The organism is uncultured Salinicola sp. (genome assembly GCF_937921195.1).
Classification (GTDB): Bacteria; Pseudomonadota; Gammaproteobacteria; order Pseudomonadales; family Halomonadaceae; genus Salinicola.
The window spans coordinates 1-25514 of sequence record NZ_CALFQK010000096.1; the positions used below are offsets into that span (position 1 = coordinate 1).

The following is a 25514-nucleotide window of genomic DNA, read 5'->3' on the forward strand; positions in this document are numbered from 1 at the left end:
TCCATCTCCTTGATCGTTCGTGCGATATTGAAAGCCCCGCCCCAACCGGTATCGATATCCACCAGCAGCGGCAGGTCACAGGCGCCAGTGATGCGGCGGGCATCTTCCACGACATCGTTGAGCGTGGTCATGCCCAGATCCGGCAGCCCGTAGGACGCATTGGCCACGCCACCGCCGGAGAGATAGAGCGCATGGTGCCCGACCGCCTTCGCCATCATCGCGCTGTAGGCGTTGATGGCACCGACGATGGGAAGCGGACGATGGGCGGCTAGCGCAGCCCGAAAGCGTGCACCGGGACTCGATGACGTCATGATTCGATCCTTGAGGTGTGGGGAGAAGGCGCCGGCTCTTCCACCAGCGTTCGAGCGTAGTGGGCGGCGACGTTTTCGCGGGAAGCGCTGACGTGGCGACGCATCAGCAGTTCGGCGAGCTCGGCGTCACCCGCCTCGATCGCGTCGACGATGCGATGATGCTCGACGAAGGCGCGTTGCGGCCGGGAGCCCTTGGCGCTGAACTGGGTACGATAGAGCCGCACCAGATAGTAGAGGTCATCGCACAGCAGCGTCATCAGCATACGATTGTGGCTGCCCTGCACGATGCGGTAATGGAAGTCGAGATCGCCTTCCCGCTGGTAGTAGGCTTCGCCACTGGCCAAGTCTTCCTGCCGTTCGTGAAAGGCGAGAACGCCGCGCAGTCCCGCAATCTCCTCGGCCGTCATCGAAGTCGCCGCCAGCCTCGCCGCCATACTCTCCAGCGCCTCGCGCACATCGAACAGTTCCAGCAGCTCATCCATCGAAAGCTTGACGACACGGGCACCAACATGGGGCACGCGCTCGATCAGCCGATAGGTTTCCAGCCGACGCATCGCTTCCCGCAGGGGCCCGCGGGAGATACCGTAATGGGAAGAGAGCTCCGGCTCCGTGATACGGGTACCGGGAGGCAGCTCGCCGCGAACGATCGCGCGCTGAAGCTGGTGAAAGACACGCTCGGCCAGTGTGCGAACCACCGGCAGCTCGGTATCGGCATCGTGACTGTCAAAATGGGATTGGGACATTAAGTTGTTAACAATAAGAGGGCGTACTCCTATCATAGGCGCGGCTTTTTTCTCGGGCAACGTAAAATAACGCTCATTAAATGGCACTTTAGTCGAGAGACAAAAAATGGGAATCTCGGAATTGTCGACAATTTGAGGTCCCGCTTATCGCGCCCCTCCACTGCTGCACCCGCCCGCGCGGCGTCTCGATGCCGGATATTGCCCGTTCGCGCAGCGCGTGGAGGGCTCGCTCATCACTACGACTCCCGATAAACTTGCCGGCCGGCGTAAACTGCCCGCTATCCTGGGCGCGGCTATCGACGCCGGGTCGTCGTTCATTCGTCTGGAAAAGGTATTCATGGCTGGCGCGAGACCCTGGCTCGAGATAGCCGACTTCCCCTATGCGCCCGATCCGGGCCCGCTCTTCGAGCGACTGCAGCGACGTCCAGGTGTCGTGCTGTTGGACAGCGGCCGCCCTGACGCCCCGGGCGGCCGCTTCGACATCCTCAGCAGCGACCCGTTGGCGACACTGACCATCGACGACGGTCGAACTCGATGCCAGCCATCGATATCCCTGCCGGAAGAACCATTCGCGGCCCAGCGCGCCCTGCTGGACCATGCCGAAGCCGAGTGGCTGCCACGCCTGCCCGCCTCCCTTGCCGCACGGACCTCCAACCTGCCCTTTATCGGTGGGCTGATCGGCCACTGGAGCTATTCACTGACCACGGCGCAAGACAAGAGCGACCGCCCACGTCACATCGATCGTCGCCCGGGGCCAGAGCTGCCCTCGGCCAGGCTCGGGCTCTACGACTGGGCGCTGATCCAGGATCACGAGGCACGGCGTACCTGGATGGTCGCGACCGCCGAACGCCGCCGGCAGGTAATGGAGTGGCTGAACGACGCCGCGACGCCCGCTTCGTCGGACTTCACCTTGATCGGGGCCTTCGTCGGCGATATGGACCGCTGCGGCTACGCCAGACGCTTCCAGCGCGTCATCGACTATCTCCATGCTGGCGACTGCTACCAGATCAATCTGGCACAGCGCTTCACCGCCCGTTTCGAGGGCAGTACCTGGCAAGCGTATCGCCGCCTCCGTCGCGCAACGCCCACGCCCTACGGCGGCTATCTCGCTTGGGATGACAAGGCGATCCTGTCCCTGTCGCCCGAACGATTCATCGGCGTCGTCGATGGACAGGTCGAGACCCGGCCGATCAAGGGCACTCGCCCTCGCGGGTCGACGCCCGATGAAGACCGGCGCCTGGCGCTCGAGCTTCAGCGAAGCGACAAGGATCGTGCCGAGAACGTCATGATCGTGGACCTGCTGCGCAACGACCTGGGCCGCGTCTGCCGCCCCGGCAGCGTTACGGTCCCGCAGCTCTGCGGACTGGAGAGCTACGCCAACGTCCACCATCTGGTCAGCGTCGTGCGCGGTGAGCTGGCTTCCCCCGCGACACCGCTGGACCTGCTGGCCGCCGCTTTTCCCGGGGGCTCCATCACCGGCGCGCCCAAACATCGCGCGATGCAGATCATCGATGAGCTCGAACCCAGTCAGCGCAGCGTCTACTGCGGCAGCCTGGGCTATCTCGACCGACGTGGTCGATTGGACACCTCGATCGCGATACGCACCGTCGTCTCCGACGGCGATACCCTGCATATCTGGGGCGGCGGCGGGCTGGTGGCGGATTCGGACGAGGAAGCCGAATACCGGGAGACGCTCGCCAAGATCGAACGATTGATGCAGGCACTGACGGCCCCTCATCAGGTCGAGAACGATTCCCAATAACATTCCATTGGTTTACGCTGCCCGACGCCATCGCCAAACAACGAACCCCACCTTGAAAGCCACGACGATTTCATCCCGTGCCAAGACCCACGAAACCACGGTCCATCGCTACCTCGCCCGTCAGCGCCGCCAGTACTGGCTGATCGCGCTGACCGCGATGGCCACGCTGGTCTCGCTGATGATCGATATCGCCACCGGGCCAGGCGCCTATCCGCTAATCGACGTGGTGAAGACGCTGGCAATGCCGTCGGAGGCTTCCCGCGTGCTGCAGGTCGTGGTCTGGGAGATCCGGCTGCCGGTCGCGACGATGGCCATCGTCGTCGGCGCCAGTCTTGCCGTCGCTGGCGCGGAAATGCAGACACTGCTCAACAATCCCCTCGCCGACCCCTTCACGCTGGGGATCTCTTCCGCAGCCAGCTTTGGGGCAGCGCTCGCCATCGTGCTGGGGTTCGGACTCCTGCCGGTGGCCGGCACGCTGCTGCTGACTGCCAACGCCTTCATCCTGGCCATGTTCGCCTCGCTGGTGATCTGGGCGCTGAGCCGGCTGAAAGGCGTCAGCGTGCAGACGATGGTGCTGATGGGGATCGCGATCATGTTCTTCTTCAATGCCTTGTTGGGAATGCTCCAGTACGTCGCTTCCGCCGAGTCCCTGCAGCAACTCGTATTCTGGTCGCTGGGCAGCTTGAGCAAGGCAAGCTGGGGGAAAGTGGCGCTGGCGGCCCTGGCGCTGTTTGCCACCATGCCGATCTTCATCCGGGCCAGATGGCAATTGACGGCCCTGCGCATGGGAGAGATCCAGGCCAAGTCCATGGGTATCGACGTCGGCCGGCTGCGCTTGCGCATGCTGCTCTGCTGTGCGCTGCTTTCGGCGACTGCGGTCGCGTTCGTGGGGACCATCGGTTTCGTCGGGCTGGTCGGGCCGCACATCGCTCGCCTGGTGGTCGGCGAGGACCAGCGCGTCTTCCTGCCGATGTCCGCACTGACCGGCGCGCTGATCCTCTCACTGACCTCGATTCTCTCGAAGACGCTCATTCCCGGCATTCTGCTGCCGATCGGCATTTTGACCGCGCTGATCGGCCTGCCGTTCTTCGTTTCGCTGATCCTGCGCTCGCGCAAGGAGATCTGGCGATGAACCTGCGAATCGAGCGGCTCGACTGCTCGCTGGGAAAACACCGGGTACTGCGCGATATCTCCGACCTGACCGCGCGACCCGGCGAGATAACGGCACTGATCGGCCCCAACGGGGCGGGAAAATCGACGTTGCTGAAGGCGATCGCCGGCATCGAGCGTGCCAGCGGGCGCATCCTCCTCGACGGTGAGCGAATCGATGCGCTACCGCTCGAGCAACGCAGCCGGCGACTCTACTACCTCCCCCAGGACACCGGCACCCAGGCCGCGCTGAGCGTGTTCGAGGCCGTTCTGCTCGCGCGTCGAACCCAGGTGGCCGAACCCGCCGCCCAGGCCCTCTCGGCCGTCGAACGCGCACTGACATCGCTGGAACTCGAACCACTTGCCGAGCGCGAGCTGGTGGCGCTGTCCGGCGGCCAGCGCCAGCGCGTCGCCATCGCCCAGGCCATCGTACGCAGCCCGGCACTGTTGATGCTCGACGAGCCGACCAGCGCACTGGACCTCCATCACCAGTTGCAGGTACTCGATTACCTGCAGCGCTTGGCGCGCCGGGAAGCGATCACCGTCATTCTGGCCATTCACGACCTCAACCTGGCCGCGCGCTTTGCCGATCACCTCTGGGTCATCAAGGAGGGACGCCGGGTGGTCAGCGGAAAACCGGGAGAGGTGTTGACGCCAGCTCGCTTGCGGGAGATCTACGCCATTGATGCCCACGTTGACTGGCCAGCGGATGGCCCGCCGCGTATCACGCCCCTCTCGGCACTGCGCCCACTCGGCGCTTAATAATCAGAAGATCAGTTCGCGCCACCATGTAGATAATTTGGTTATATATCAATCTAACCAAACGGTATTGGTCCACGCCTGAAGAGGGTTGGTAGAGTGACGGCCATCCCACTTACCTCGGCGGGCCTCGTCGGCAACTCAGACGCGCCCTCCAAAGGAGTCACTCATGGCGTTCGACCTCGATGCTCTCAATCGTGAAATCGGTCACGATCCCCTGGCCATTACCGAATTCGCACTGGGCCTGGATCAGAAGGCGATCTGCACCACCAATTTCCGCCCGTTCGAGGCCGTGATCCTGCACCTGGTCACTCGCGTTCGTCCCGACATCCCCATCGTCTGGATGGATAGCGGTTACAACACCCCCGCAACCTACCGCTTCGCGGAGGAGCTGACCAAGCGGCTCGATCTCAACCTGACCATTTACCATCCGCATCGCTCTCGGGCCCATCGCGAGTCCGTGGAGGGCCCGACTCCGGAGATCGGCGACCCACGCCACGCGGCGTTCACGGAGGAGGTAAAGCTCGAGCCCTTCCGTCGCGCGCTGGCCGAGACGGCGCCGGACATCTGGTTCACGGCGCTGCGGGCCGAAGACACTCCGGAGCGTTCGCGCATGCAGCCACTGTCACGCAATGCCGACGGCCTGCTCAAGGTGGCGCCGGTGCTGCACTGGACCGCCAAGCAGATGTACCAGTACCTGCAGCAGCACGATCTGCCCAACAATTTCGACTACTTCGACCCGACCAAGGTCGAGGAAAAGCGCGAGTGCGGGCTGCATCTGCAGCACTGACTCGCATCGGAATAGAGCGCAAGGAGCCCCGCCACTGGCGGGGCTCCTTGCATTCGGGCGCGTGTCGGATCCCCGGGGAGCGGACTCTCAAAGGACTGGCAGCTGAATTCCCTTGAACAGCTCGGCCTCGTGTCGCGGGCCCGCCGCCAGCGCGCGCTCGACGGTCTCTCTATCCAGGTGCGGCGCCATGCGCTTGACGAAGTCGTACATGTAGGTCCGCATGAAAGTGCCGCGGCGAATGCCGATCTTGGTGGTGGAACTCTCGAACAGATGCGAAGCATCCACCGCGACGAGATCGCTGTCCGCCACCGGGTCGACCGCCATGTGGGCGACGATGCCGATGCCGAGACCCAGTCGCACGTAAGTCTTGATCACGTCGGAATCGGCTGCGGTGAGAACGACATTAGGGGTCAGGTCACGGGACTTGAACGCGTCGTCGAGCTGAGAGCGGCCGGTGAAACCGAAGACGTAGGTCACCAGCGGATGCTCGGCCACCCGTTCGAGCGTCAACTCACCGCTCGCCAGGGGATGCCCCTTGGGGACGAGGACACAGCGGTTCCAGCGATAGCACGGTAGCAACACCAGGTCGTTGAACAGCTCGAGGGACTCGGTGCAGATCGCGAAATCCGCCGACCCCTCGCTCACCATCTGGGCGATCTGCTTGGGCGTTCCCTGCTGCATGTGAAGGGCGACATCCGGATACTTCTGGCGAAATTCGCCGATCACGCTGGGCAGCACGTAGCGCGCCTGGGTATGCGTGGTGGCGATCGCCAGACTGCCGCGGCGCTCGTCACTATGTTCCTGGGCGACGTGCTTGATGTCATCGACCGTCCGCAATACCTTGCCGGCCAGCTCGACGATCGCCTCTCCCGCCGGCGTGACCCGAGTCAGATGCTTGCCGCTACGCGCGAATATCTCAACGCCAAGCTCGTCTTCCAACAGGCGAATCTGCTTGGAAATTCCAGGCTGTGACGTGAACAGGCTCTGGGCGGTCGCCGAGACATTGAGCTGATGCCGTGTCACTTCCCATACATAGCGCAACTGTTGGAGCTTCATGAGCAACCTCGTGGCTTCCAGAATCGTCAAAACGGCATAAAAAACAAGACATGGATTACTTTACGCAATAAGTCGCAGGGCGTGAAGAGCCAAAGGATCGCCACAATTGGGTATGAAAAAGAGACGTTTAATAACCTGGCGCTATCGTCCCGATAAACCGTGAGATTTGCCACCACCCTGTGCAAGGGCTAACATCGCCTCCATCAGCTCGAAAAGAGCGCAATGTCTGCAGGAGTTAACGTCATGTCCAACAATGTCGATGTCACCACCGCCAATTTCGAGCAGGAAGTGTTGAACGCGGACAAGCCGGTGCTGCTCAAGTTCTGGGCGCCGTGGTGCGGCCCCTGCAAGATGATGGCGCCCGTCGTCGACGAAGTCGCCGACGAGAAAGCGGATGACATCAAGGTCGTCAGCGTCAACGTGGATGACGCCCCGGAGATCGCCTCCGAGCACGGTGTCCGCGGCGTCCCCACCGTGATGCTGTTCAAGTCCGGTGCCAAGGTGGCATCACTGGTCGGCGCCCAGTCCAAATCCCAGTTGACGCAGTTCCTCGAACAGAACGGCTGACCTCTCGATACGCCGCTCTTCACAAGAAAGCCGCGCTCCCGGGAGCGCGGCTTTCTTGTGCCTGAAGCAGCAAGATCGGCAGAGCGGGCTCGAGTCACGGGCGCTATTCCACCTCCTCCTCCAGTTCGTCCAGCGCTTCCTGGACCTTGCGCTGGTGGCGACGGCGGCGCTCCGAAGGACTCAGCATCTTGGCGATCCAGCGTGTCTCGGGATGGCTGTCCAGCGCAATCTTGAGCGTCATGGTCAGCGGAACCGACAGCAGCATTCCCACCGGGCCCAGGATCCAGCCCCAGACCACCAGTGAGAGAAAGGCGACCAACGTCGAGAGCCCCATCGTCCGCCCCATGACACGCGGCTCGACGATGTTGCCCAGCACGAAGTTGATGGTCAGGTAGGCGCCCGCCAGCGTCATCGCTTTCACGACCCCGCCTTCCGGCATCGCCAGCGTCAGCAACACCGGTGGTACCGCGGCCAGCACTGAACCTATGTTGGGGATGTAGTTGAGAATGAAAGCCAGCGCCCCCCACAGCAGGGCGAACTCGACGCCGACGAGCCAGGCCGAGATGGTGACCAGCACGCCGGAGACCAGGCTGATCGCCGTCTTCACTGCCATGTAGCGCTTGAGGTTGTAGCTGAACTCCGTGAATCGCTCCAGGCTCGGCCCCGGATTGGTTAGCGCCCTGGCCACCTTCTGCCGGAAATCCAGCGTCTCGAACAGCATGAAGTTGACCATCAGCAGGATGACCAGACTCTGGGACAGCACCAGACCTAGCCCACTGATAAAGCCGGACACCCAGTTCTGATCTCCGGAGTCGTCGACCATGCTGGACAACTGCTGCGGGGAGACCGAAAGCCCCTGATTCGCCAGCCACTCCAGCAATGTCAGGTAGTGGCCTTCCAGCTGCTTCTGCATCTCGGGCCAACTATCCATGAACATCGTGAAGCTGTTGCCCAGCAAGGTGCCGAACAGCGCCAGCAACCCTCCCAGTATCAGCAGAGTGATCAGGACTGCCGCGTAGGAATTGACACCGCGTCGATAGAGCCAATGGACCGGCGAGGTGCAGATCACCGCAACGAACAGCGACAGCAGAATCGGGATGATGAGGCTTTCCGCTGCGCGCATCCCCGCGATGATGATCGTCAGTGACGCCAGCGTCAGCATCAAATTGAAGGGAACGTTACGAAAAGCGGGTTCCTGTCCGGGCGACATAAGCAAAATCCTGGTGGTACACGTCCTGTGGGCCACGACATTAGCACGATCCCGCCGCGGGTACGTTGCTGCGGCGCAAACTTCGAAGCCGGCCTTGGGCCTGACGACAAGCGCCCCCGAGTCGTCGACTCGAGGGCGCCAGATTCCCAGGGTATGGCTACGATCGTGAGCGATCAGCCATAACGGCCGGTGATGTAATCCTCAGTCCGGGACTCTTTCGGCTGGGTGAATATCTTGGTGGTGTCATCACACTCGATCAGGCTTCCCAGATACATGAACGCGGTGATATCGGAGATTCGTGCCGCCTGCTGCATGTTGTGGGTCACGATGACGATCGTGTAGTCCTTCTTGAGCTCGTTGATCAGGTCCTCGATGTACCCGGTCGAGATGGGATCCAGTGCCGAGGTCGGCTCGTCGAGCAGAATCACTTCGGGCTTCACGGCGATGGTTCGCGCGATACACAAGCGCTGCTGCTGGCCGCCCGAGAGCGCCTGACCGCTCTGCTTGAGCTTGTCCTTGACCTCGTTCCACAGGGCAGCCTTGCGCAGGGCCCACTCCACCCGCTCCTCGAGATCCCGGGCGGAGAGCTTCTCGTAGAGGCGAATGCCGAACGCAACGTTGTCGAAGACCGACATCGGGAACGGCGTCGGTTTCTGAAACACCATGCCGACCCGGGAGCGCAGCAGGTTGAGGTCGATCCCCGAGTCGTAGATGTCATGCTCGTCGAGCAGGATCTGGCCCTCGGTGCGTATCCCCTCGTACAGGTCGTGAATCCGGTTGAAGCAACGGATCAAGGTGGATTTGCCACAACCCGACGGCCCGATGAACGCCGTGACCTGGCGTTCGGGAATTTCCATGGTGACATTATTGATCGCCTGGAACTTTCCATAATAGAGATTCAGGTCGTTGACGCGCAGCTTGGTGGCGATCTGCGATACGGCTGCCGCTTCAACGGCGCCGGTGTCGCGCTTCTGGTCGAGATGAATATCGGCTGTCATGGCGGTCTCGCAGCTGGGAATCAGGAACGCTGGCGCGAGAAGTAGCGCGCCGCAATGTTCAGAATCAGGATGGCAGCGGTCAGGATCAATGCCCCGCCCCAGGCCAGAGCGACCAGGTCGGGAATGAAGGCGTTGATCGTCATGTTCTGGTAGATGGTCATCGGCAGGTTGGCCATCTCGCTACCCAGGTCGAAGAAGTTCCACTGGTTGGAGTTCAGCGACGTGAACAATAGCGGCGCCGTCTCGCCGCTGATGCGTGCGAACCCCAGCAGAATTCCGGTCATGATGCCGGCACGTGCGCCGCTGTAGCAGACCCGCACGATGATCCACCAGCGATGGGCACCCAGCGCGGCGGCCGCTTCCCGCAGCGAGTTGGGGATCAAGCGCAACATGTCCTCCGTCGAGCGGATGACCACCGGCACGATGATGACCGTCAGCGCCAGTACGCCGGCCCAGCCGGAAAAGTTGCCCATCGGGACCACCACCACGGCATAGATGAACAGGCCGATGATGATCGAAGGTGCCGAAAGCAGAATGTCGTTGATGAAGCGGATCACCTTGGCCATCAAGCCCTTGCCGCTGTATTCCGCCAGCCAGGTACCGGCGGCGACACCGATCACGGTCCCGATCACCGTGGCGGCGCAGGTCATGAGGAAAGTCCCCCAGATCGCGTTGCCCAGCCCCCCGCCGTTCATGCGGGTGCGCTCGACGAACGTCGACGGCGAGATCGACCCGATCCCCTTGGTCACCAAGGTGAAGAGGATGGCGAAAAGAAAGACGAAACCGATCACCGTCGCCAGTTGACAGAGCACCATCACCAACTGATTGAGGCGCTTGCGGCGACGATAGAGTGGCGTTTGCTTGATATCCATGGTTCTTTCTCTCCCGCCGCTCAGGCGTGGCGACCGGTGCTGTTGCGCAACAGGTAACGCGCGAAAGCCAGCACCGCGAAGGTGATCAGGAACAGAATCAGACCCAACGCCAGCAGCGCCGAACGCTGTGTCCCGTCGGACTCGGAGAACTGGTTGGCGATCAGCGCCGCGATCGAGGTCCCCTGCCCCGTCAGGGTGGTGCTGAGGAACAGGTTATTGCCGATGACGAACGTCACCGCCATCGTTTCCCCTAGCGCACGTCCCAGTCCCAGCACGACGCCGCCGACCAGCCCGCCCTTCACCGAGGGCAGGATGACGCGCCGGGTCACCTCCCAGGTGGTGCAGCCCAGTCCATAGGCGGATTCGCGCATGACCGCTGGAACCGTATTGATGACGTCGCGGGTCACGGCGGTGATGAAGGGAATGATCATCACCGCCAGAATGATGCCCGCCGTCGCCAGGCCGGTGCCGGCGGGAAAGACCGTGGGAAACCAGGTGCGCAAAAGCGGTGCCAGCACCTCCATGCCCCACATGCCGTAGATAATCGAAGGAATTCCCGCCAGCAGCTCGATCAAGGTACCCAGCGGCTGTCGCAGGAACCCCGGGCACTGCTCGGTCAGGAAGATCGCGATGCCGAACGAGACCGGCACGGCGATGACGATGGCGATGAATGACGTCAACAGCGTTCCATAGATCGCCGGCAGAGCGCCGAAGACCTCGACATTCGCCGCCCACCGGTTTTCCGTGAAGAAATCCAGTCCGTAGCGCTGAATCGCAGGCCAGCTGGAAAACATCAGTGACGCGATGATCGCACCGAGCAGCAGCAGTACGGCAAAAGCAAAGGCGAACAACGTACGCTCGAACCACACATCGATGCGTGCCTTTCGTTGCAGCCGCTTGCGGGTGGCATCGCTGAGATGCCCCAGACCGCTGGCTTGAATCGCGTTGGTGGTGGCCATCTTCGTTCCTCGTCACTTGCCACTTACCGCCTTCAGGCGGGTTCCGATACAGCGCCGCGACGGAGGCGGTTCCCCGCCTGCCGTCGCGGCACGTCAGTCAAGAATCACGGGTTCCAGACGGCTTCGCCATTCGGGCCCTTGATCTCGCTCCAGCTGTCACGAACCATGTCGGCAACGTTCTCCGGCATCGGCACGTAGTCCAGCTCCTGCGCCATGTCGTTACCATTTTTGTAGGCCCAATCGAAGAACTTGAGCGCCTGGCCGGCAGCCTCCGCATCCTGAACTTCTTTGTGCATCAGGATGAAAGAGGCGCCCGTGATCGGCCAGCTCTCGTCGCCCGGCTGGTTGGTCAGCACCAGATACATGCCCGGCGCATTCTTCCAGTCGGCGTTGGCAGCGGCAGCCATGAACGACTCCATGCTCGGCGCGACGACCTTGCCCGCCTTGTTCTTCAGGTGCACCAGGCTCAGATCGTTCTGGGCGGCGTACGCAAACTCGACGTAGCCGATCGCACCGTTGGTGTTGGCGATCTGGCTGGCCACCCCTGCATTGGCCTTGGCGCCGACGCCTGCCGGCCAAGCGACGGACTTGCCCTCGCCCACGTTGTCGGCGAAGTCCTGGCTGACCTGCGACAGGTAGTGAGTGAACAGGAAGTTGGTTCCGGAGCCCTCTGCGCGGTAGACCGGCGTGATCTGGGTGTCCGGCAGGTCCATGTCCGGGTTCAGCTCGGCGATGGCCTCGTCGTCCCAGTTGGTGATCTTGCCCTGGTAGATGTCGGCCAGTGTCGGGCCGTCCAGGTTGAGCGAACCGCCCTCGATCCCCTCGACATGGAACGCGGCGACCACGCCACCCATGACCATCGGCCACTGCATCAGGCCATTCTTGTCCAGCTCTTCCTTGGTCATCGGCGCGTCACTGGCACCGAAGGTGACCGTCTTGGCGACGATCTGCTGGATGCCGCCGCCGGAGCCGATAGCCTGATAGTTGAGGCCGATGCCGGACTCGTCCTGATAGGCGTCCGCCCACTGCGAATAGACCGGGTACGGGAAGGTTGCGCCAGCGCCGGTGATGGCGTCTTGAGCCTGGACACCAGCGGCGCCCAGAACCAGCGATCCGGAAATGAGCGTTGCGAAGACGTGTTTAAGCATAGCGATATCCTGTTTCCACCTTGGATGCGTGAGCGATAACGACGTTGCGAAGGTTGCCAGCACTCTCAGCGCAAACCGTACGTCAGTGCCGTGACAGTTTTATGACAGCGGTGTCATCGATGAAAAAGATGAACTCGACCGTCGTGATTGTCCGAAAGAAAAAAACCACCGAACGATCTCCCGAATCCCCAGAGTCGTCGATGGTTCTTTAGGTGCAGCCTGGAGAGCATGGATGGCAACCTTCGCGGCACCCACCATGACAAGGTTAAATGACAATCAAATGACAAGCGTCAAGACGAGTAACGATGACGCCGCTTCAGGTAACGGCTCAGGTGGCCGGCTCCTCGGCTGCGACGCGCTGCTTGAGCGCCCGGCCAGCCAGCGCCCGCACCGCGACGTTGCCCAGCAGCGTGGCGCCCAGCATCGTCAGCACCGTCGGCCAGGCACTGGCCAGCTCGAAGGCGCCGACCAGCGCCCCGGAGACGGCGCCGCAGGTGAACTGCAGACAGCCCTGCAGCGCCGTTGCCGTGGCACTCATGCGGGGGAAATGGTCCAGCATCGACGACATGGCGTTGGGGCTGATCAACCCCTGCATCCCCACGAAAACCACCATCAGCGGGGCGATCGTGAAAATGGAGTCCAGACCCGTTGCCACCATCACCACCAGCAACACGCCCGCAGTCAACTGGACCCCAAGGCCCAGAAGAAGGTTCTGCTGCGGGGTGCGGGTCTTCAACAATCGGATATTGAGCCGGCTTGAGGACGCCATGATCAGGATATTGGCACCGAATACGAACGGATAAAGCGTGGTCGAGAGCCCGTAATGCTCCATGTAGAGATAGGGGGAGCCGGTGATGAACGCGAACATGCCGGCAAACGACATCGATACCGCCCCGATGTAGCCCATTGCCTCTCGGTGGCGTAGTACGCTGACGTAGTTCCCCAGAATCTGCCGCGCCGAGGGTGCGCTCGGATCGCGACCATGCGTCTCGGGCAGATAGCGCCCAAGCAACCACAGCACGAAAGCGGCGTAGACGGCGAGAAACAGGAAGATCAGCCACCAATCCGCCAGGTGCAGCAGCGCGCTGCCGATGGCTGGCGCCACCAGTGGCGCCATCATCAGGATCATGACCATGGTCGACATCACCTTGGCCGCCTCCCGACCACTGAAGCGATCGCGCACGATGGCGGCGGAATTCACCACGCACGCACCACCGCCCAGCGCCTGCACGAAGCGCCATCCCCAGAGCGTCGCCAGCGAGCCCACTTGGGTCAGCGCCAGGCTGGCGACCAGGAAGACGCCCAACCCGATCATCAATACCGGTTTGCGACCGAAACGATCCGACAGCGGGCCGCAGACCAGTTGCCCGAGTGCGAATCCGAGCAGGAAGACGCTGAGCGACAGCTCGGTATGGTGCACGCTGGCACCGATCGACGTCGCGAGAGCAGGCATTGCCGGCAGGTAGGCATCGATCGCCAGCGGTGCCAGCGCCGTATTGGCAGCCACCAGCAACGCCAGCCGCCGTGCGCTCAAGATCGTCACATGTTCTCCTTCAAGATCGAGTTGTTGCTGATCGGCATCCCGCCGTACGCCCGGCTTCGAGGCAGCGTTGTCGTGCTCGACAGACGGAAACTGCCCGGGCGCGGCTTGAAAGAGCCCCGCTCGCCCGGACAGGCGTTCGAGGCCAGTACGGTCCGGCCTGGCAGTGAAGGCGTACTGTCGATCATCGGGGCGATGGCGCAGGAGCAGACGCCCGCGTCGCGGGGATCGTCACTCGTTACGGCCCTCGGTCGAGCAGATCAACCGTGCGGGGGGGCGTCGACACGCTGTGATTCGAGCAGTTCGACGAACGGCTGAAACTCGTGTCGATTGTGCTCGCTCATGCGCATGAGGATGCGGTGGGCTTCCAGGATTCGCTGCTGAATGCCGCTCTCGTCGGCTTCGACCTGAGGCAGCTCATCCAGCTCCGCCGGCTCGGTCAACGGCGCTTCGAGCAGCGTGAAGTAACGCGCGAACCCCATGACGTCCAGCATCCGCCGAACGTCCGGGTGCTCGGCGATGATCGTGGGCGGGTCGTCCAATCGCCCCTGGACGGCCATCGCCACCTTGGCCAGGAACCCCAGTGCAGTGGAGTCGACGTTGGTCGCCTCGCGCAGGTCGACCATCACCGCCCGCAAGCCCGGCAGATCCGCCAGGCGCTGCGCCTCGGCATCCAGTGTCGCACATAGCGTCAAGCGCACGTCGCCGCACAGCTTGAGCACAAATACGCCCGACTCGAAGGCCGCCCTGATCCGCCCTTCAATCATGGTCGAAACCACTCAATGTCATCATGCTGAGATCATCCGGCAGAGGATCCCCCAACGCCAACCCTTCCCTCAGATCGTCGACGCTGGTGCAGTGTGCCGTGCGGTGCTCGAGTTCCTTGAGCCGCGCGTTCAATGAACCCTCCGGCAGGCATTCCAGAACGCCATCGGAGCAGAACCAGAGTCGGAAAGACTCGGGTAATGGACACCCGTAGATGGGGTACTCCACATCGGGAAACAACCCCACCGGAGGCCCCTCTCCCCCCAGGTATACGCTTCGCCCCTCCGCCTGGAGAATCGGCATCGGCAGCTGGGCGCCGAGCGCATAGTGCAGAAAATGACGCTCGTGGTCCAGCACACCGGCAAAGACCGTGGCGTGCTTGCCGATGCCGGTCTCCAGCAGCTCCCGGTTGAGCTCGCCCAGCCACCGGGACGGAAACGCTTCCGGCAGCAGCGTCCGCCACTGGGCCAGCCAGCGATTGCAGAGATACTTCAACAACACGGTGACAAAGGCGGAAGAGGCGCCATGGCCGGCGACATCGGCAAAATAGAAGAAGCTGTAGCGGTCGTCACATCGCTGAAAATCGAGAAAGTCACCCGACAGATAGAGCGAAGGCGCGAACCAGTAGTCGCAGCGCACGCCGAGGTGCGAGACACCCGGCGGCGGCAGCAGCTTGCGCTGCACGTGCCCACCTGCCCGCTGGTCGTCCCGGAGCATCTCGAGATGCCTTTCGAGACGATCGTTCAACGCTTCGAGCTCCGCCCGGCTTTCACTGTGATCGCGGGACAGCCGCGTCAGTTCCAGGGCCCGTTCGACCAAGCGCCGCAGAATGTCGACATGCTTGAGCGGTTCGACCAGGTAATCGATCAGCCCGGCATCGAGCGCCTTGTGCAGGTCGTTGTCGCGCCGGCTCTCGCTGATGACGATGGTCGGACGCCCAACGGCCAGCCGCTCCCACCCGTCGTGCGACACCGCTCGCACGTGTGCCACCACGAGATCGCAATGCGCCGGCAGCGTCGAAACCGAGACGGCGGCCCGCACCACGATGTCGAGACGGGAGAGTTCTTCGATCAAGCGTTCACGGTCCGGTCCCGGCAGATCGATCAGACCGATCACAGGCAGCTCGTCCGACAGCGTATTGGACACAAATCTACTCGGCGAAGTCGTCTTCACTATATTCGAAATCGTCACCGAATCCGCCGCTGGCGAACGGATCCTCGCCAGCCGCTCCGTTGGTGACCTCGAACTGGCGACGCTGGAGATAGGCGTCGCGGATGAAGCTGTAGCGATCTCCCTGGATCAGCGCTTCCTGGTCGAGCAGGCCGGCGCGCAGATCCACGTAGCGCAGGAAGGTCAGGCCGTAACGCCACTTGTCCTCTTCGACATAGGTGACCGGATAAGTGTACATATCGACCGGCAGGCCGCTGGTGTCTCGAACCGTGCTCGGCCCCAGAATCGGCAGCACCAGGTACGGGCCGCTTCCGACCCCCCACACGCCCAGGGTCTGGCCGAAATCCTCTTCGTTCTCGTCCAGCCCCATGCGAGTGGCCGGATCGAGCACGCCACCGACACCCAGCACGGTGTTGACCAGAAAGCGTCCGGAAGCGACGCCGGCATTGCCCCATTCCCACTGGAGGATGCTGTTGAAGACCGTGCGAATCTCCCCCAGGTTGGAGAAGAAATTGCCAACGCCATCCTGAACCGGATCCGGCGTTATGGTGTCGTATCCCTGCGCAACCGGCTTGAGCGCGTAGCGATCGAGCGTATCGTTGAACTGATAGACACCCCGGTTGAAGCCCTCCCACGGATCCTGGGGATTCGATTCTTCCCCGGTCGAGGCGCAACCGCTCAGCGCCGCGGCGACACAGGCGCCGCCCAGCCAATGGATCGATTTCATCAACACGCATTCCCTTTACGCAGTATCACACTGCCCGCACTGTAGCCCGCACCGAAGGAACACACCACCCCCACGTCGCCGTCCTGAAGGTCGTCACGATGCAGATGAAACGCAATGATCGATCCCGCCGAACTGGTATTGGCATAGCGATCGAGTATCACCGGCGCTTCCGATAGCGAGGGCTCGCGGCCCAGCACGCGCTGCGCGATCAGGTCGTTCATGTGACGGTTGGCCTGGTGCAGCCACAGTTTCTTGACCGAGTCCCCGGTCAGCGACTGGCTCTCCAGATGATCGAGGATCAACGAAGCGACCATCGGGCAGACCTCCTTGAACACCTTGCGCCCTTCCTGGACGAAAAGCTTGTCCAGCGCATCGTGCCCTTCGTCGGCAAGACGATTGAGAAATCCGAAGTTATTGCGAATGGCATTGGAGAACTGTGTCTTCAAGCGCGTTCCCAATACCGTGAAGTGCTCCCGATCCTGGGCGAGATGGTCGGCCTCCAGCACGATGGCGGTACAAGCGTCACCGAAGATGAAGTGGCTGTCCCGGTCACGGAAGTTGAGATGCGCCGAACAGATCTCGGGGTTGACCACCAGAACCCGCTCCAGGCTGCCGGCACGGATGGCGTTGGTGGCCATGTCGATGGCGAACGTCGCGCTGGAGCAGGCCACGTTCATGTCGAACGCGTAGCCGCCGGCGCCCAGCGCGGCCTGGACCTCGACCGCGACCGCCGGATACGGGCGCTGGAGGTTGGAGCAGGCGACGATGATCAGGTCGAGCTGAGCGGCACGCAAGCCCGCCTTGTCCAGCGCCTGGCGAGCCGCGGCCACACCCATCTCGGCCTGTACCGACAGGGCGTCGTTGGCGCGCTGTGGAATCCGGGGTCGCATGCGTTCGGGATCCAGAATCCCGCCGGCTTCCATCACGTAGCGACTTTCGATACCCGACGCCTTGAGGATGAAGGCTTCGCTGGAGTGCGCCAGCGGCTCGCGCTCGCCCCGCTCGATCGCTGCCGCGTGCCGCGAATTTTCGGCGTCGACCCAGGTATTGAAGCTGGCGACCAGTTCGGCGTTATCGATCGAATCCGGCGGCGTGAACAGGCCCGTCGCGGTAATCACGGCTTGCGTCATCGGCTATTACCTCCCGCGGCATCCGCCGCTTTCCATCATTACGCGCACCCGCCGACGGCGGATGCAGTGTATCGAGCCCGCCGATCACACGGTTTGCCCGGTTATCTCCTGCCAGCGTCGCGCCAGGCGCTTCTCCGATACGCTCTCCAGCGTGCCCAACTGCTGTGCGAATAGCGAGACTCGCCACTCCTGCAGCCACCAGCCGAATTCGACCAGGTCGGCATCGACGATCCCGTCGCGATGGGTTTGCCGGCGCCGCGTATCGACCCGCTCCTCCCACGCCTGCACCTGCTGCATCGACAACTGGTCCCGACGCAGGTCCCGTGGCGCCTTCTCGAGCCGGATTTCGGCCGCCTGCATGTAGCGCGGGTAATGTTTGAGCCAGGGGCCGGCGTCGCGCACGAAGCCAGGGTAGACGAGACGTTGCATCTGCGCCTTGAGATCACTGTAGGTCAGCGCCAGCGCCAGCGTAACGTTGCCCTTGAGCGCCTTGGTCACTGCCAGATGGCCTTGCAACGCCTTGTGCAGGTCATCCAGCAGCGCCTCGGCATAGGCGACCAGCTCTCCGCGCCAGGTCTCGAGCCGGGCCTCGAACGCCTGGCGGGAGCGCGGCAAGGGATCGGCGGCCACGGTCTGGGCCAGGCAGGCATCGATGACGTCACGGGACAGCTGCTCGTGACTGCCGACCTTGGCAAACAGCAGCGCGGACTGCTTGAGCGCAGGCAGCTCGCGCTGGATATAGCGCACGGTATCGGGCAATCTGCGCCGGGCCAGCTTGACGATCCCGTCGCGATGGGCGGCTTCGGCGCGGGCGGCGTGGTCGAACCAGGCGACCCGCAGTTCGTCCTCCTCCACCACCATCGCCGGATAGACCTCGACCTGGATCCCGGCCTGGCGGGTCGTGCGCGAACTCGGCAACGGCGTCTCGGGCAGGTCGTCGAGACGCTCGGCGTTGTCTTTCGGCGCCTGGGCCAGCGCCTTGGCGCCCGCCGCGGCGGCCTCGCCAAACCGCGTCTGCAGTTGGCGCAGGTCACGTCCTTCACCCAGCACCTGGCCATTGTGATCCACCACGCGCAGGTTCATCACCAGGTGCGGATCGAGCTGATCGTGACGCCAAGCCGACGCGTCCAGGCGCGTTCCCGTCTTGATCCGCAGGAACTCCCCCAGCGCCTCCTCGACCGGCCGGTCGTCCGGCGTCAGCGACGCCAGCGCGGCATCGACCCAGTCGGGGATCGGTACCACCTGCCGACGCATCGCCTTGGGCAGGGCCTTGAGCAGTGCGATGCACTTCTCGCGCAGCAACCCGGGCACCAGCCAGCTCAAGCGCCCCTGCGGCAACTGCGCCAACATGACCGCCGGCACGGTCAAGGTGACGCCATCGTCGCCAGCCCCCGGCGAAAAGTGATAGCTGAGCGGATAGCGCACGCCGTTGAACACCAGCTCGTCGGGGTACTGTTCGACATTGACGTCGTCGGCGTCCCGCGCCATCAGCGCCGCCTTGTCCAGCTTGAGAAGATCCGGCGTGTCGCGCTCGGCCTGCTTGCGCCAGTTCTCGAAGCTGCGCCCGCCGGCGACATCCGCCGGAACCCGTTCGTCGTAGAAGGCGAACAGTGTCTCCTCGTCGATGAGGATGTCGCGCTTGCGCGCCCGATCCTCGAGATCCTCCACTTCCGCCATCATCGCACGATTGTGCTCGAAGAACGCCGCCCGGGTCTGGTAGTCGCCCTCCACCAGTGCCCGGCGCAGGAAGATCTCCCGGGCCTCCTGCGGTGCCACCTTGGCGTAATCCACGCGGCGGCCGGTAACGATCGGCAGGCCGAATAGCGTCACCTGCTCCAGCGCCACCACCTGGGCGCGCTTGCGCTCCCAGTGGGGTTCGCTGTAGCTGCGCTTGATCAGGTGCGCCGCCTGCGGCTCGATCCACTCCGGCTTGATCCTCGCCGCATCACGCGCGAACAGACGACTGGTCTCCACCATCTCGCCGGCCATCACCCACTTGGGCGGCTTGCGTGACAGGCCCGATGCCGGATGAATCAGGAAGCGCCGGTTCCGGGCACCGAGGAATTCCCGGCTCTCCGGCTGCAACTGCCCCAGGTTGGAGAGCAGCCCGGCAAGCAATGCCTGATGCAGGCGCTGGGTATCGACCCGGGGCTGCTCCGCCGGCTGTTGCTCCGCGCCCGCCGCGCCATTTTCACCGGCCGGTGGGGCGGTATCGGGCTGCATGGCACTCGACGGCGTCAGTTTCATCTCGCGGGTCAACTGGCGCAGTTGGCGATAGGTGTCGTGCCACTCGCGCAGGCGCAGGTAGTTCAGATACTGGTCGCGACACCAGCGCCGCAGTTGACTGCTCGACAGCGTCTCGCGCATGGCGTCGAAGCCATGCCACAGATTGAGCCAGGCGACGAAGTCGGAGTTGGGGTCCTCCCACTGCTTGTGACGCTGGTCGGCGGCCTGGCGCTTCTCCGCCGGCCGCTCGCGGGGATCCTGCGTCGCCAGCGCGCTGACCACGATCAGCACCTCGCGCAGGCACTGGAAACGCTCGCCCGCCAGCACCATTCGCGCCAGGCGCGGATCGATCGGCAAGCGGGACAGCTGTCGTCCGATGGCGGTGATGCGCTCGCCGTCGTCGACGGCCCCCAGCTCGAACAGCAACCGATAGCCGTCCTTGACGAAGCGGGCATCCGGCGCATCGACGAACGGGAAATCGAACACGTCGCCCAGCTTGAGCGACAGCATCGACAGAATGACCGAGGCCAGGTTGGTGCGCTGGATTTCGGGTTCGGTGAATTCCGGGCGGGAGAGAAAATCCTCTTCGCTGTAGAGTCGGATGCAGACACCTTCAGCCACGCGCCCGCAACGGCCCTTGCGCTGATCGGCGCTGGCCTGGCTCACCGGCTCGATCGGCAGACGCTGGACCTTGGCGCGCGCACTATAGCGGCTCATTCGGACCAGGCCGGGATCGATCACGTAGCGTATGCCGGGTACGGTCAACGAGGTCTCGGCCACGTTGGTGGAGAGCACGATGCGCCGGCCGGCGTGGGGCTGGAACACCCGGTTCTGTTCGGCGTTGGAGAGCCGCGCATAGAGCGGCAGGATCTCGGTGCTCTTGAGCTCGGCGCGTCGCAGCACGTCTGCTGTCTCGCGAATGTCGCGCTCGCCCGGCAGGAAGATCAGGATATCCCGCGGGCCGCTATACCAGCGCTTTTCGCGCTCGATTCGCTCGACCTCGTCGACCGCCGCCAGAATGCCCTCCTGCAGGGTCAGGTCCTCCTCGTCCCGCGACTCCCGCACCAGCGGCCGATAATGCACCTCGACCGGATAGGCACGCCCGGAGACCTCGACCACCGGCGCGGGCTGCACCTCGCCGTTGCGCTCGACGGCAAAATGCCGGGAGAGTCGCTCGACGTCGATGGTCGCCGAGGTGACGATCACCTTGAGGTCGGGGCGTCGGGCCGTCAGGCGCTTGAGATAGCCGAGCAGGAAGTCGATGTTGAGGCTGCGCTCGTGCGCTTCATCGATGATGATCGCCTCGTAGCGCATCAGGTCCGGATCGTGCTGCGTCTCGGCCAGCAGGATGCCGTCGGTCATCAGCTTGACCAGCGTGTCGTCGCTGCTCTGATCGGTGAAGCGAACCTGATAACCGACCTGCTCGCCCAGCGGCACCTCCAGCTCTTCGGCCAGGCGGGCCGCCACCGAACGTGCCGCCAGACGGCGCGGCTGGGTGTGGCCGATCATGCCACGCCGCCCCAGTCCCAGCTCCAGACAGAGCTTGGGTAGCTGGGTGGTCTTGCCGGAGCCGGTCTCGCCGGCGACCACCACCACCTGATGCTCGCGCAGGGCTTCGAGAATGGTTTCGCGCTTGGCGGCGACCGGCAACGCGTCGGGGTAGTTCAGCGTCACCGGCTGGCGCTGGCGACGCGCGAGTACCTCACTGGACGCCGCCAGTCGCGTTTCGACCTCTTTCAGCGACCGGTCGATCGGCTTGCCGTCGCGGGCACGTTGCGCCAGGCGCTGGAGCCGCCGACGCTGCTCGTGGGCATCGCGCAGCAGACAGCCGTCCAGGCGAGTTTCCAGGTCATTCAGGGCTTGCAGCGAGGGGGAAGCGATAGCGCTCAAGAGATCCTCTACGTCGGCGAGAACGGGCCGCCACCAAGGATGGTGACGAACCCGTCATTGTAGCGCCGTCAGCGGATCAACTCACGTCCGAGGGGAACCGATGTCACGCCGGGGGCTCATCGCCTGCCTTGCCGGACGCCTCATCGCGCAGCTCCCGCCGCAGGACCTTGCCGACATTGCTCTTGGGCAGTTCGTCCCGCAGCTCCACGAACTTGGGCACCTTGTAGGCGGTCAGCTCCCGCTTGCACCACTGACGCAGCGCCTGGGGGTCGAGACTCTCGTTGCGAGCGACCACGAACAGCTTGACGGCCTCCCCGGTCTCCTCGTCGGGCACGCCCACCGCGGCGGCCTCGAGTACGTCCGGATGCCCCACGACCACCTCTTCGATCTCGTTGGGATAGACGTTGAAACCCGAGACCAGAATCATGTCCTTCTTGCGGTCGACGATCTTGACGTAGCCATCCTCCTGCACCACCGCCATGTCGCCGGTGCGCAGCCAGCCGTCGTCGCTGAGCGTCTTGGCGGTATCCTCCGGGCGATTCCAGTAACCCTTCATCACCTGCGGCCCCTTGATGCAGAGCTCGCCGCTCTCCCCCGGCGGCAGCGCGCGCCCCTCGTCGTCGACCACCCGCACCGACGTGCCCGCCACCGGGCGGCCGATGGTACCGATCTGCGCCGCATCGGGCGGGTTGACCAGGGCGATCGGCGATGTCTCGGTCAAGCCGTAGCCCTCGACGATGCCGTTGCCGGTCACCTCCTGCCAGCGCTTGGCCGTGGCCTGGGTCAGCGCCATGCCGCCGGAGATGGTGAACTTGAGCCGCGAGAAGTCGAGCGCCTTGAAGTCGTCGCGCTGACACAGGGCGTTGAACAGGGTGTTGAGCCCCACGAAGACCGTGAACGGCGTTTTCGACAACGTCTTGACGAAGCCGGCGATGTCACGGGGATTGGGTATCAGGATGTTGTGCTGACCGGTGGTCATTGCGTACAGGCAGTTCACGGTGAAGGTATAGATGTGATAGCAAGGCAGCGGCGCGATGATCGTCTCGCGACCGTTCTCCAGGGTGTCGCCGAGCAGCTCCTGGGTCTGCAGCATGTTGGCGATCAGGTTGCGGTGCGTCAGCATCGCGCCCTTGGCCACCCCGGTGGTGCCGCCGGTGTACTGCAGCACGGCGATCTCTTCGTCCTGCCCCGCCGCGACCTTGGCCGCACGCCCGCCGCCCGCCAGCGTGCGCCGAAAGCCGACCGCCTGGGGCAGCGAGTAGGCGGGCACCATCTTCTTGACCCGACGCACCACGACATTGATCAGCGCACGCTTGGGCCAGTCGTGGAGATCGCCCATCTCGGTGACCACCACGTGACGGATATCGGTCTGGGCGATCACGTTCTCGAGCTTGTGGGCCATATTGGCCAGCACCACGATCGCCTTGACCCCGGCGTCGCGGAACTGGTGGCGCATCTCGCGCTCGGTGTAGAGCGGATTGGTGTTGACGATCACCAGCCCGGCACGCAGCGCGCCGAACACGGCCACCGGGAACTGCAGCACGTTGGGCAATTGGATGGCGATGCGATCGCCCGGTGCGAGATCGTCATGGCTCTGCAGCCAGGCGGCAAAGCGGTCGGCGAGACGATCGATATCGGCATAGCTCAGCGTCTTGCCCATGCAGCTGAACGCCGGCTTGTCGGCGTAGCGGCGACACGCGTCGGCGATGATGTCGTTGACCGAGTGGAAGGCCTCGAGCCCCGTCAGGGGCACTCCGGACTCGACGTGGGCGTTCGCGCTGTCAGCCATGGGATCTCCTTGATTCGTGACGGTTATCGATCTTATATCAGATCGGGCCGACGAGGCGCTGCCACCAAGGTTGTAAGAGGCCCGACACGGCCGCCGCATGGCGATGGCGTGACCAGGTCACCGCCGAACGGCTAGATCGACGGCTCCTCGCGCCGGGCCAGCCGGCGCCGTTTCGCCGCGCGCCGCCAGCGCAACAAGATCCACGACAGCAGGATGACGGCGATGACGATCCAGGTCACCGGCCGCTGCGCGTAGGTTTCCACGTAGGGCCTGGCGAGCCGCCATCCCTGCTGCGCCTTGTCGACGGCAATGTCGGCCATCTGCGAAGCGGTCAGTCCGTCGGTGAAGTCATCGCCAGCGTCCGGACCCGTACCATCGTCCTGCTGGCGGGAGTCGCTGGTGACTCCCCGTTCGAGATCCGCGCCGCTCAGCCCGACGGAGGCTTCGGGATTGAGCCGCACGACCGGCAGCTCGAAGTGCAGCGTGCGTCCGTCGACACGGGCGTCGGCGGCAATGGTGACCGGCAGCGACTGGCCTGGATCGGTCCGCGGCACCGCAATCGTCCACTCCCGCTCCCCGCTCCGACGCACATCGAGTGGCCTGCCGGTGAGGCTTGCACTGAGTTGGGTATTGTTGACGTCCAGATCGGGATGATTGGCATGCACGACGATCTGCGAGCCGTCCTCGCTCAGCACGGCACTCAGTGCGGCCACCACGTTGACCGTCTGCACCTGCTGGCGAATCATGCGATCGCTGCGCGCGGTGATCGTCAGCCGGGCGTTGCCGAGCTGGTCGACCCCTGGCAGATCACCGCGGAAATGGTCGTCGGACGGTTCCAGCGGCGTCCCGGCGAGGACGGCCCCGTCCAGATCCTTCAGCTCAGCCCGAACGCTGAGTCCGTCGGGCCGACTGTCCGCTCCCAGCGTTTCGCCGTCCGCGGCCAGCCAGACGTCCAGCGGCGTGGAAAAGCCGCGATAGAGCGTTGCCGGAAGCGGTGCACTGCGCAGCATGGTATCGGCGTGAATGCCGATACGGCTATCGCCACCGATGTCGCCCTCGATTCGCCACTCTCCGGGGGCCGGATCGGGCACGGTGACGAGGTCGTAACGATCGCTGCTCTGCCACTCCACGGTCCCCGGATGATCGCCGCGGGAGTAGCGCTGGCCATCGGGTCCCACCAGCACCGGCGAATCGACGCCCGGATCGTGGAACAGCAGCGCGTTGAATTCGTCGATGTCGTCATCGACGTTGAACCGCTGCTGTCCGTCGATGGGAATCTGGTCGCCCGGCAGGATGCGATCGAGAACGTCCAGGAAGGCACGCAGCAGCTCTTCCGGCGTGTCGGCGACCGCCGCCAGCCCGCCGGTGGCCTGGGCGACCTGCTCGAGCAGCGGCAGATCGACATTGTTGGAGAGCGCGATGGCGTGGACGACGACGCCACGCCCGGCAAGCTCCGGCGACAACTCGTCGATGATGCGTTGGCGCGATGCCCTGTCGCGCTGCGCCTTGTCGCTGCCGGACGCCGGCAGGTCGACCATCCCATCGGTCAGCAGGATCAGGTGCCGGTTGCCACTGTCCGGCGCGGCATCGGCCGCCTGGCGCAGCGCCCGCTCGATGTCCGTGAACTGCTGATAGTCGGTCAACCGCGGCGAGAGGCTGGCCACGCGGCCGCGCCAGGCGGCCGCCACCGCGCCGCTCGGGAGGGGATTGGAGACGGTGGTGCCGAAGGTCCAGATCGAGGCCCGAGCGCTTGGCGGCAGCAGGGTCGCGGCGAAGCCCAGGGCGTTGGCCCGCAGGTTCTGCGGATCGTTCTGCTTCATGCTGCCGGAAACGTCGACGACGATCCGCACGTCCGGCGCGGACTGCGCCAGCGCCCAGGTTGGGGCGAACCCCGTTGCCAGCAGTACGATCAACAACAACGCACGCATCTCTCGCTTCCTTGTCGAAACACAC

The 25514-nt window shown here is 63.9% G+C and carries 21 protein-coding genes; 5 read left to right on the forward strand and 16 right to left on the reverse strand.

The annotated features are described in order from the left end of the window. On the reverse strand, positions 1-311 hold a 311-nt coding region (locus Q0602_RS08340), incomplete at its 3' end, for an isocitrate lyase/phosphoenolpyruvate mutase family protein (protein ID WP_298841477.1). Beyond that, entirely contained in the window at positions 308-1054 is a 747-nt protein-coding gene (locus Q0602_RS08345) for a GntR family transcriptional regulator (RefSeq protein ID WP_295040682.1), read from the reverse strand. The genes Q0602_RS08345 and Q0602_RS08340, both read right to left, overlap by 4 nt. A 337-nt stretch (positions 1055-1391) precedes the next feature. On the opposite strand from Q0602_RS08345, the gene pabB reads away from it, so the two are divergent. The 4 genes from pabB (at position 1392) to Q0602_RS08365 (ending at position 5514) form a co-directional block, all read left to right on the forward strand. Beyond that, complete coding sequence (pabB, locus tag Q0602_RS08350; RefSeq protein ID WP_298841483.1) at positions 1392-2816, forward strand: aminodeoxychorismate synthase component I; 1425 nt, start codon at positions 1392-1394, stop codon at positions 2814-2816. 52 nt (positions 2817-2868) lie between these two features. Further along, positions 2869-3948, forward strand: a complete 1080-nt coding sequence (locus tag Q0602_RS08355; protein ID WP_295040685.1) for an iron ABC transporter permease — start codon at positions 2869-2871, stop codon at positions 3946-3948. After that, complete coding sequence (locus Q0602_RS08360) at positions 3945-4727, forward strand: ABC transporter ATP-binding protein (protein ID WP_298841487.1); 783 nt, start codon at positions 3945-3947, stop codon at positions 4725-4727. The genes Q0602_RS08355 and Q0602_RS08360 overlap by 4 nt, the downstream gene beginning before the upstream one ends. 166 nt (positions 4728-4893) lie before the next feature. After that, positions 4894-5514 (forward strand): phosphoadenosine phosphosulfate reductase family protein, encoded by a 621-nt coding sequence (locus Q0602_RS08365; protein WP_298841490.1) that lies wholly within the window; start codon positions 4894-4896, stop codon positions 5512-5514. Positions 5515-5601: 87 nt separating this feature from the next. Here Q0602_RS08365 and cysB read toward each other — a convergent pair whose 3' ends face one another. Beyond that, entirely contained in the window at positions 5602-6570 is a 969-nt protein-coding gene (gene cysB, locus Q0602_RS08370; protein WP_149437854.1) for an HTH-type transcriptional regulator CysB, read from the reverse strand. A gap of 243 nt (positions 6571-6813) precedes the next feature. Here cysB and trxA point away from each other — a divergent pair, with 243 nt between their 5' ends. After that, positions 6814-7137, forward strand: a complete 324-nt coding sequence (gene trxA, locus Q0602_RS08375) for a thioredoxin (protein ID WP_110602432.1) — start codon at positions 6814-6816, stop codon at positions 7135-7137. Between the two features lie 103 nt (positions 7138-7240). Here the strand turns inward: trxA and Q0602_RS08380 are convergent, their stop codons facing one another. The 13 genes from Q0602_RS08380 to Q0602_RS08440 form a co-directional block, all read right to left on the reverse strand. Next, positions 7241-8347 carry an AI-2E family transporter gene (locus tag Q0602_RS08380; protein ID WP_298841495.1) on the reverse strand — a complete coding sequence of 369 codons (1107 nt, stop codon included), beginning with the start codon at positions 8345-8347 and terminating at the stop codon, positions 7241-7243. A 173-nt stretch (positions 8348-8520) separates the two neighbouring features. Further along, complete coding sequence (pstB, locus tag Q0602_RS08385) at positions 8521-9345, reverse strand: phosphate ABC transporter ATP-binding protein PstB (protein ID WP_295040829.1); 825 nt, start codon at positions 9343-9345, stop codon at positions 8521-8523. A gap of 20 nt (positions 9346-9365) precedes the next feature. Further along, positions 9366-10217 carry a phosphate ABC transporter permease PstA gene (gene pstA, locus Q0602_RS08390; protein ID WP_295040827.1) on the reverse strand — a complete coding sequence of 284 codons (852 nt, stop codon included), beginning with the start codon at positions 10215-10217 and terminating at the stop codon, positions 9366-9368. Between the two features lie 20 nt (positions 10218-10237). Then, the gene (pstC, locus tag Q0602_RS08395; protein WP_298841499.1) at positions 10238-11176 is read right to left on the reverse strand and encodes a phosphate ABC transporter permease subunit PstC; all 939 of its coding nucleotides are present in this window, start codon (positions 11174-11176) and stop codon (positions 10238-10240) included. A gap of 104 nt (positions 11177-11280) precedes the next feature. Continuing rightward, positions 11281-12324, reverse strand: coding sequence for a phosphate ABC transporter substrate-binding protein PstS (pstS, locus tag Q0602_RS08400; RefSeq protein ID WP_298841501.1), 1044 nt, complete (start codon positions 12322-12324; stop codon positions 11281-11283). A gap of 328 nt (positions 12325-12652) precedes the next feature. Then, entirely contained in the window at positions 12653-13867 is a 1215-nt protein-coding gene (locus tag Q0602_RS08405; protein WP_295038462.1) for a Bcr/CflA family multidrug efflux MFS transporter, read from the reverse strand. Between the two features lie 257 nt (positions 13868-14124). Continuing rightward, positions 14125-14631 (reverse strand): STAS domain-containing protein, encoded by a 507-nt coding sequence (locus Q0602_RS08410; RefSeq protein ID WP_295038459.1) that lies wholly within the window; start codon positions 14629-14631, stop codon positions 14125-14127. Beyond that, a complete protein-coding gene (locus Q0602_RS08415; RefSeq protein ID WP_295038457.1) occupies positions 14624-15775 on the reverse strand; it encodes a PP2C family protein-serine/threonine phosphatase in 1152 nt (383 codons plus the stop codon). The genes Q0602_RS08410 and Q0602_RS08415 overlap by 8 nt, the downstream gene beginning before the upstream one ends. A 4-nt stretch (positions 15776-15779) precedes the next feature. Then, on the reverse strand, positions 15780-16526 hold the full coding sequence (locus Q0602_RS08420; protein WP_298841504.1) for a VacJ family lipoprotein: 747 nt from the start codon (positions 16524-16526) through the stop codon (positions 15780-15782). Next, positions 16526-17656, reverse strand: a complete 1131-nt coding sequence (locus Q0602_RS08425; protein ID WP_298841506.1) for a beta-ketoacyl-ACP synthase III — start codon at positions 17654-17656, stop codon at positions 16526-16528. The genes Q0602_RS08420 and Q0602_RS08425 overlap by 1 nt, the downstream gene beginning before the upstream one ends. Before the next feature lie 84 nt (positions 17657-17740). Beyond that, positions 17741-21763 (reverse strand): ATP-dependent RNA helicase HrpA, encoded by a 4023-nt coding sequence (gene hrpA / locus Q0602_RS08430; protein ID WP_298841521.1) that lies wholly within the window; start codon positions 21761-21763, stop codon positions 17741-17743. Between the two features lie 112 nt (positions 21764-21875). Beyond that, positions 21876-23561: an AMP-binding protein gene (locus tag Q0602_RS08435; RefSeq protein ID WP_298841508.1), complete on the reverse strand. Its 1686-nt coding sequence runs from the start codon at positions 23559-23561 to the stop codon at positions 21876-21878. A 131-nt stretch (positions 23562-23692) separates the two neighbouring features. Beyond that, complete coding sequence (locus Q0602_RS08440; protein WP_298841510.1) at positions 23693-25489, reverse strand: vWA domain-containing protein; 1797 nt, start codon at positions 25487-25489, stop codon at positions 23693-23695. Positions 25490-25514 lie beyond the last annotated feature (25 nt).

Bases quoted from the DNA above. Each gene is read 5' to 3' on its own strand.
- Q0602_RS08345 (WP_295040682.1), bottom strand. From the start codon at position 1,054: ATGTCCCAATCCCATTTTGACAGTCACGATGCCGATACCGAGCTGCCG.
- pabB (WP_298841483.1), top strand. From the start codon at position 1,392: ATGGCTGGCGCGAGACCCTGGCTCGAGATAGCCGACTTCCCCTATGCG.
- Q0602_RS08360 (WP_298841487.1), top strand. From the start codon at position 3,945: ATGAACCTGCGAATCGAGCGGCTCGACTGCTCGCTGGGAAAACACCGG.
- Q0602_RS08365 (WP_298841490.1), top strand. From the start codon at position 4,894: ATGGCGTTCGACCTCGATGCTCTCAATCGTGAAATCGGTCACGATCCC.
- cysB (WP_149437854.1), bottom strand. From the start codon at position 6,570: ATGAAGCTCCAACAGTTGCGCTATGTATGGGAAGTGACACGGCATCAG.
- trxA (WP_110602432.1), top strand. From the start codon at position 6,814: ATGTCCAACAATGTCGATGTCACCACCGCCAATTTCGAGCAGGAAGTG.
- Q0602_RS08380 (WP_298841495.1), bottom strand. From the start codon at position 8,347: ATGTCGCCCGGACAGGAACCCGCTTTTCGTAACGTTCCCTTCAATTTG.
- pstB (WP_295040829.1), bottom strand. From the start codon at position 9,345: ATGACAGCCGATATTCATCTCGACCAGAAGCGCGACACCGGCGCCGTT.
- pstA (WP_295040827.1), bottom strand. From the start codon at position 10,217: ATGGATATCAAGCAAACGCCACTCTATCGTCGCCGCAAGCGCCTCAAT.
- pstC (WP_298841499.1), bottom strand. From the start codon at position 11,176: ATGGCCACCACCAACGCGATTCAAGCCAGCGGTCTGGGGCATCTCAGC.
- pstS (WP_298841501.1), bottom strand. From the start codon at position 12,324: ATGCTTAAACACGTCTTCGCAACGCTCATTTCCGGATCGCTGGTTCTG.
- Q0602_RS08410 (WP_295038459.1), bottom strand. From the start codon at position 14,631: ATGATTGAAGGGCGGATCAGGGCGGCCTTCGAGTCGGGCGTATTTGTG.
- Q0602_RS08420 (WP_298841504.1), bottom strand. From the start codon at position 16,526: ATGAAATCGATCCATTGGCTGGGCGGCGCCTGTGTCGCCGCGGCGCTG.
- Q0602_RS08425 (WP_298841506.1), bottom strand. From the start codon at position 17,656: ATGACGCAAGCCGTGATTACCGCGACGGGCCTGTTCACGCCGCCGGAT.
- Q0602_RS08435 (WP_298841508.1), bottom strand. From the start codon at position 23,561: ATGGCTGACAGCGCGAACGCCCACGTCGAGTCCGGAGTGCCCCTGACG.
- Q0602_RS08440 (WP_298841510.1), bottom strand. From the start codon at position 25,489: ATGCGTGCGTTGTTGTTGATCGTACTGCTGGCAACGGGGTTCGCCCCA.